Consider the following 5,515-nt stretch of genomic DNA (forward strand, 5'->3'; position numbering starts at 1 on the left):
CGGTGACCGTCCCGTCGTAGGGGGCGGTGATGACGTGCTCCATCTTCATCGCCTCGACGACGAGCAGGCTCTGCCCCGCGGTGACCTGGTCGCCGGCGGCGGCCTTGACGACGGTGACGGTGCCCGGCATGGGCGCGGTCAGCGCGTCGGCGCCGTGCGCTCCCGCGCCGCCGCGGAGAGCCGCCGCGACGGGGTCGTGGTCCTGTATGTGCCAGCTGTCGCCGTCCCGGCCGAGCCAATGGCCGGCACCGGAAGGGGCGTGGGCCAGCGGAACGCTGAGACCGTCCCACTCGAGCCGCACCCGGTCCGGGCAGGCGTCGTCCGCCAGCCGTGCGGCGTGCGGCTCTTCTTCGCCGACGGCTTCGCCCACCAGGACTTGCGCGTCGCGGGAGTGCCCCCGCACGCGGACGGCCACCGGGTCGTGGCCCGGCACGCGCAAGTGGTGCACGGTCCAGGCCGCCTCGCCGCCGAGCCGCCAGCCCGAAGGCACGGAGAAGGGGTCGGTCCAGCCGCCGTCCCGGCCGTCCGGGGACGGCACCGCGACGCCGGGCTCGAGCGCGGCCTGCCGCAGCAGCGCGGCGGCGGCGTACACCTCCTCCGGCACCTCTCGCGGCACGAGCGAGGCCGCCGCGCGGTCGACCAGCCCCGTGTCCAGAGCGCCCGCTGCCACATCGGGGTGCGCCAGCAGCCGCCGCAGAAAACCGGCGTTGGTCTCCACACCCAGCACCGTCGTCTCCGCGAGGGCGGCCCGCAGCCTGCGCAGCGCGGTGGGCCGGTCCGGGCCGTGGGCGATGACCTTGGCGAGCATCGGGTCGTACGTCGTGCCGACCTCGGTGCCCGTCCTGAGCCCGGAGTCGGTGCGCACGTCCTGGCCTTCGGCTCCGGAGTCGTCGCCCGGCTCGCGCAGCAGCAGCACCCGGCCCGCGGACGGCAGGAAGTCGACCCGGTCGCCATCGGCCGAGGGCCGTACCGTCTCGGCGCAGATGCGCGCCTCGACCGCGTGCCCCGTGAGGGAGATCTCGGGCTGCTTGAACGGCAGCGGTTCACCGGCGGCCACCCGCAGCTGCCACTCGACCAGATCCAGACCCGTGATCATCTCGGTCACCGGATGCTCGACCTGGAGGCGGGTGTTCATCTCCATGAAGAAATAGGCCCCCTGCCTTCGGCGGGGGGACCCCCAGTCGGGGTCGCCACCCGGGACGATGAACTCGACCGTGCCCGCGCCGCGGTAGCCGCAGGAGCGGGCGGCGTCCGCCGCGGCCTCGCCCATCGCCGACCGGGTGGCCTCGTCCAGCAGCGGGCTCGGCGCCTCCTCCACGATCTTCTGGTGGCGGCGCTGCAGCGAGCACTCACGCTCGCCCAGGTGCACGACGTTCCCGTGCCCGTCCGCCAGGACCTGGATCTCGATGTGGCGCGGCCTGTCGACCCAGCGCTCCACCAGGAGGGTGTCGTCGCCGAAGGAGCCGCGTGCCTCGCGCCGGGCCGCCGCGATCTCGTCCGCCAGCGCGGCCTCGTCCCGCACCAGCCGCATGCCCTTGCCGCCACCGCCCGCCGAGGGCTTCAGCAGCACCGGCATGCCGATCTCCTTTGCGGCGGCGGCAAGTTCGCCGTCGCTCAGGCCGCTTCCCGAGGAGCCCGGCACCACCGGCACTCCCGCCGCCCGCACCGTCTCCTTGGCGCGGATCTTGTCGCCCATCAGCTCGATGGCGTCCGCGGGCGGACCGATGAAGACCAGCCCCGCCTCCGTACAGGCACGGGCGAACGCGGCGTTCTCCGCGAGGAAGCCGTATCCCGGGTGCACCGCCTGGGCGCCGCTACGGGCCGCCGCGTCCAGCAGCCGCTCTGCCGACAGATAGCTGGCGGCGGCCGGTGTCGGTCCGATGCGCACGGCCGTGTCCGCCTCCCGCACATGCCGCGCGTCGGCGTCCGCGTCGCTGTGGACCGCGACGGAGGCGATCCCCAGCTGCCGCAGGGTGCGGATCACCCGCACCGCGATCTCGCCGCGGTTGGCCACCAGCACCGTGTCGAACATGGTCATGTCCAGTCCCCTCACATCCGGAAGACGCCGAAGGCGGGCGCCGCCGAATCCTTCTGCGGTAGCGGTGCGTTGGCGCAGGCGGTGAGCGCGAGACCCAGCACCGTCCGGGTCTCCAGCGGGTCGATCACTCCGTCGTCCCAGAGCCGTGCCGTCGCGTAGTAGGCGTTGCCCTGTTCCTCGTACTGCGCGCGGACCGGCGAACGGAAGTCCGCCTCCTCCTGCGCGCTCCACTCCTCGCCGCGCGCCTCCAACTGGTCGCGCTTGACGGTCGCCAGCACGGCCGCCGCCTGCTCGCCGCCCATCACCGAGATCTTGGCGTTCGGCCACATCCACAGGAACCGGGGGCTGTAGGCCCGGCCGCACATCGAGTAGTTCCCCGCGCCGTACGAGCCGCCGATGACCACGGTCAGCTTCGGCACCCTCGTACAGGCCACCGCCGTCACCATCTTCGCGCCGTGCTTGGCGATGCCGCCCGCCTCGTAGTCCCGGCCCACCATGAAGCCGGAGATGTTCTGCAGGAACAGCAGGGGGATGCCGCGCTGGTCGCACAGCTCGATGAAGTGGGCGCCCTTCTGGGCCGATTCGGCGAAGAGGATGCCGTTGTTCGCGACGATGCCCACCGGATGGCCCTGGATACGGGCGAAACCGGTGACCAGCGTCGTGCCGAACTCCGACTTGAACTCCTGGAAGCGGGAACCGTCCACCACGCGCGCGATCACCTCCCGCACGTCGTAGGGCGTACGGGAGTCGACCGGCACCGCGCCGTAGAGTCCCGCCGGGTCCACGGCCGGCGCCTCCGCCGCCCGCACCGACCAGGGCAGCGGGCCGCGGTCGGGAAGGGTGCTCGCGATGTGCCGGACGATCCGCAGGGCGTGCGCGTCGTCCTCCGCGAGATGGTCCGTGACACCGGAGACCCTGCTGTGCACCTCGCCGCCGCCCAGCTCCTCGGCGGTGACGACCTCACCGGTGGCGGCCTTCACCAGCGGCGGGCCGCCCAGGAAGATCGTGCCCTGCTCGCGCACGATGACCGCCTCGTCGCTCATCGCGGGCACATACGCGCCGCCCGCGGTGCAGGAGCCCAGCACCGCCGCGAGCTGCGGAACGCCCGCCCCCGACAGCCGTGCCTGGTTGTAGAAGATCCGGCCGAAGTGGTCGCGGTCGGGGAAGACTTCGTCCTGCATCGGCAGGAACGCGCCGCCGGAGTCGACCAGATAGACGCACGGCAGCCGGTTCTCCAGCGCGACCTCCTGGGCACGCAGATGCTTCTTCACCGTCATCGGGTAGTACGTGCCGCCCTTGACCGTGGCGTCATTGGCGACGACGACCACCTCGCGCCCGGCCACCCGTCCGATGCCGGCGATCACACCCGCGGCCGGTGCCGCCCCGCCGTACATCCCCTCCGCCGCCAGCGGTGCCAGCTCCAGGAAGGGGGAGCCGGGGTCGAGCAGCGCGTCGACCCGGTCGCGCGGCAGCAGCTTGCCCCGCGCGGTGTGCCGGGCCCGCGCCCGTTCACCGCCGCCGAGCCGGGCGGCGGCCAGCCTCTCCCGCAGCCGGGCGGCCAGCTCGCGGTGCGCCGCCTCGTTCGCCCGGCAGGCGTCGGACGCCGGATCGATGCCGCTGGCCAGCACCGGTGCCGATGCGGAGCCCGCCGCCGGTGCGGCCTGTGCCTGCTCGTCCATCCGCTGCGCCCCCTCACTCGAAGCTCACTCGAACTCACTGAATGTGCGCTGGTTAACGACCATTAACCAGTCTCTGTCAGGTTAACGCTCACTAACGCGCCTGTCTAGAATGGACTCATGAGCACGCAGACGGGGCCCGCCCCGACCCGCCGCGAGCAGATCCTGCGGGAGGCCGCCCGGCTCTTCGCCGAGCGCGGCTTCCACGGTGTCGGTGTCGATGAGATAGGAGCCGCAGTCGGCATCAGCGGCCCCGGTCTCTACCGCCACTTCGCGGGCAAGGACGCCATGCTCGCCGAGCTGCTCGTCGGTATCAGCGAGCGGCTGCACGAAGGCGGCCGGATGCGGGTGGAGGAGTCGGCCGCGGCCGGGCTCGCTCCGGAGGCGGCGCTGGACGCGCTGATCGCGGGCCACATCGACTTCGCGCTCGACGACCGTTCGCTGATCACGCTGCACGACCGGGAGCTGGACCGGCTGCGGGAGAGCGACCGGAAACAGGTGCGCAAGCTCCAGCGGCAGTACGTGGAGCTGTGGGTCGACGCCGTGCGGGCGATCTATCAGGACCTCACCGAGCTGGAGGCGCGGGTCGCGGTGCACACCGTCTTCGGGCTGCTCAACTCCACGCCGCACTTGAGCGGTTCCTCCGCGCTGCCGGACCGTGACACCACGGCGGCCCTGCTGCACCGCCTCGCCCGCGGCGCCCTCTCCGCCGCCCCGTCCCGTCCGGGTGCCGAGACCGGCTCTGGACAGCGGACCTGACCCGTGGGTAGCTTGGGTGCTGAGCAAGCGCTTAGCAACGAGGAGGCATGCCAGTGCGTCGTACGGTGTTCAACGAGGACCACGAGGCGTTCCGTCAGACCATCCGGGACTTCATCCAGGCGGAGGTCGTCCCGCACTACCAGGAGTGGGCCGAGCAGGGCTACGTCCCGCGGGACTTCTACAAGAAGCTCGGTGAGCTGGGCGTCTTCGGTATCGAGGTCCCCGAGGAGTACGGCGGCGCGGGTGAGGACAGTTTCAAGTTCAACGCGGTGATCACCGAGGAGTGCGCGCGGGCCGGCGTCAGCTTCGGCGGGTCCAGTGTTCACACGGCGCTGTGCCTCCCGTACCTGCTCAAGTACGGCTCCGAGGAGCAGAAGCAGCGCTGGCTGCCCTCCTTCGTCTCCGGCGACATGATGACCGCGATCGCCATGACCGAACCCGGCACCGGCTCGGACCTGGCCGGCATGAAGACCGCCGCCAAGCTCTCCGACGACGGCACGCACTACGTGCTCAACGGCGCCAAGACCTTCATCACGGGCGGCGTACAGGCCGACCGGGTGCTGGTGTGCTGCCGTACGTCGCCGGTGGACCCGGAGGACCGGCGCGGCGGCATCTCGATCCTCGTCGTGGACGCCGCCAGCGAGGGCTACGCGGTCGGCCGCAAGCTCGACAAGCTCGGCCTGCGCTCCTCCGACACCGCCGAACTCTCCTTCACCGACGTCAAGGTGCCGGTCGAGGACATGCTCGGGGAGCCCGGCAAGGCGTTCACGTACCTCACGCACAATCTGCCGCAGGAGCGGCTGGGCATAGCAATCGGCGCGTACGCCATGTCCTCGGCCGCGGTGCGTTTCGCGCACGAGTACGTCAACGAGCGCACGGTCTTCGGCCGTGAGGTGGCCTCGTTCCAGAACACCAAGTTCGTGCTGGCCGAGGTCAAGACCGAGGTGGAGGTGGCCCAGGCCTACGTCGACAAGGCGATCGCGGCGCTGAACGACCGGGTGCTCACGCCCGACGAGGCAGCCATGGCCAAGTGGTGGTGCAC

Annotated in this window: 4 protein-coding genes; 2 read left to right on the forward strand and 2 right to left on the reverse strand. The window is 71.7% G+C overall.

Features of this window, described 5'->3' with window-relative positions; all coding sequences use genetic code 11:
* Both ACRDP3_RS21890 and ACRDP3_RS21895 read right to left on the reverse strand, forming a co-directional pair.
* On the reverse strand, window positions 1-2,032 hold a 2,032-nt coding region (locus ACRDP3_RS21890), incomplete at its 3' end, for an acetyl/propionyl/methylcrotonyl-CoA carboxylase subunit alpha (protein WP_431518696.1).
* A gap of 17 nt (window positions 2,033-2,049) precedes the next feature.
* Entirely contained in the window at window positions 2,050-3,717 is a 1,668-nt protein-coding gene (locus tag ACRDP3_RS21895) for a carboxyl transferase domain-containing protein (RefSeq protein ID WP_431518694.1), read from the reverse strand.
* 117 nt (window positions 3,718-3,834) lie between these two features.
* On the opposite strand from ACRDP3_RS21895, the gene ACRDP3_RS21900 reads away from it, so the two are divergent.
* Window positions 3,835-4,473, forward strand: coding sequence for an SACE_7040 family transcriptional regulator (locus ACRDP3_RS21900; protein ID WP_431518695.1), 639 nt, complete (start codon window positions 3,835-3,837; stop codon window positions 4,471-4,473).
* A gap of 53 nt (window positions 4,474-4,526) precedes the next feature.
* The coding region (locus tag ACRDP3_RS21905; RefSeq protein ID WP_431518697.1) for an acyl-CoA dehydrogenase family protein at window positions 4,527-5,515 on the forward strand (989 nt) is incomplete at its 3' end.

Origin of the sequence: Streptomyces sp. (assembly GCF_050698815.1) — a bacterium.
GTDB lineage: Bacteria > Actinomycetota > Actinomycetes > Streptomycetales > Streptomycetaceae > Streptomyces.